Origin of the sequence: Levilactobacillus yiduensis (assembly GCF_024718525.1) — a bacterium.
GTDB classification, from domain to species: domain Bacteria; phylum Bacillota; class Bacilli; order Lactobacillales; family Lactobacillaceae; genus Levilactobacillus; species Levilactobacillus yiduensis.
Genome location: NZ_JAMXAZ010000068.1, coordinates 1 through 1,339, shown reverse-complemented (window position 1 = coordinate 1,339; position 1,339 = coordinate 1). Strand labels below are relative to the sequence as shown.

Sequence of the window (1,339 nt, the reverse complement as noted above, 5' to 3'; positions counted from 1 at the left end):
GAGTGTTTAAATAATTATGTGTAAATAGAAAAATAAGCAATTGAAAAGGGAAAGCCTCTCCCTTATGATAGTTAGCAACCACACTCACTTCATAGGACATAGGAGGCTTTCCCCATGACTCAGTTTAACAAAGAAATTATGGCAGCACTAGCACAAAAGCAAGATTTGGACGAAGTTTTTCGGCAACATTTGGAAACGGCCATCAATGATTTAATGCACGAGGAACTTTCATCGTTCCTCGGTTATGAACCCTACGACCGCCAAGGCTTTAACAGCGGCAATTCACGCAATGGGCATTATCTGCGAACCTTTAAAACTAAGTATGGGGAACTAAACTTGGAGGTTCCACGCGACCGAAATGGCGCCTTTAATACGCAAACTATTCCAAGCTATCAACGCCAAACGGATGGTTTAGAAGCCACGGTTGTCCAGCTCTACGAAAAAGGGATTACCACTAGTGAGATCGCGGATTTGATTGAGAAAATGTATGGTGCTCATTACACACCACAAACGGTTTCAAACCTCACGAAGGTCGTTGACCAACAGGTCAACGCCTTCAAGACGCGCCCTCTAGCGAGTCGTTACGCAGTCATTTATGTGGACGCAACATACTTACCTCTGCGCCGGGACTCAGTGGCTAAAGAAGCCGTGCATATCGCCATTGGCATTCGACCAAATGGTATGAAAGAGGTCCTAGCATACCAAGTCGCTCCAACTGAATCCAGTACCGTTTGGGAAGAGCTTCTCGTGGACATTCAGCAGCGTGGTGTAAAAGAAGTCCTCTTATTCGTGGCCGATGGCTTAGTCGGCCTTACCAACACAATTGGTGACCACTTCCCTAAGGCTAAGCTCCAGCAGTGCCTGATCCACGTCAGTCGGAACATTGAAGCTCACGTTCGAACTAAGGACCGACAAGAGGTCCTTAACGACTTCAAACTGATCCATCAAGCAGCTACCATGGACGACGCAAAACAGGCCTTAGCTGACTTCATAGACAAGTGGCAAAAGGCGTATCCAAAAGTAACGGGCAAGCTAGAAAATAATCCTCATCTCTTGACCTGTTTCACTTTTCCAGCTGCGATACGCAGTAGCATCTACAGCACAAATCTCATTGAATCATTCAACAAGAAGCTAAAACGGCAGACAAAGAAGAAAGAACAATTTCCAAATGAACCAGCACTAGAACGCGTTCTGGTCACAGTTATTCGTGACTACAACGGCCAAAATTTTGAGCGAACGCATCGAGGTTTCAAGCAAATTCAAGATACGTTAGAATCCATGTATTAGAAGCTAGCTAATGGGAGAGGACTTCCATTTACACAAAAAATTTGACACTCCC

General features: G+C 45.0%; 1 protein-coding gene. It reads left to right on the top strand.

Features of this window, described 5'->3' with window-relative positions:
* Nucleotides 1-114 precede the first annotated feature (114 nt).
* Nucleotides 115-1,287 carry an IS256 family transposase gene (locus NGM66_RS14310; protein ID WP_057879063.1) on the top strand — a complete coding sequence of 391 codons (1,173 nt, stop codon included), beginning with the start codon at nt 115-117 and terminating at the stop codon, nt 1,285-1,287.
* Nucleotides 1,288-1,339: the final 52 nt, after the last annotated feature.

Coding starts and splice junctions, on each gene's coding strand:
- NGM66_RS14310 (WP_057879063.1), top strand. CDS start 115: ATGACTCAGTTTAACAAAGAAATTATGGCAGCACTAGCACAAAAGCAA.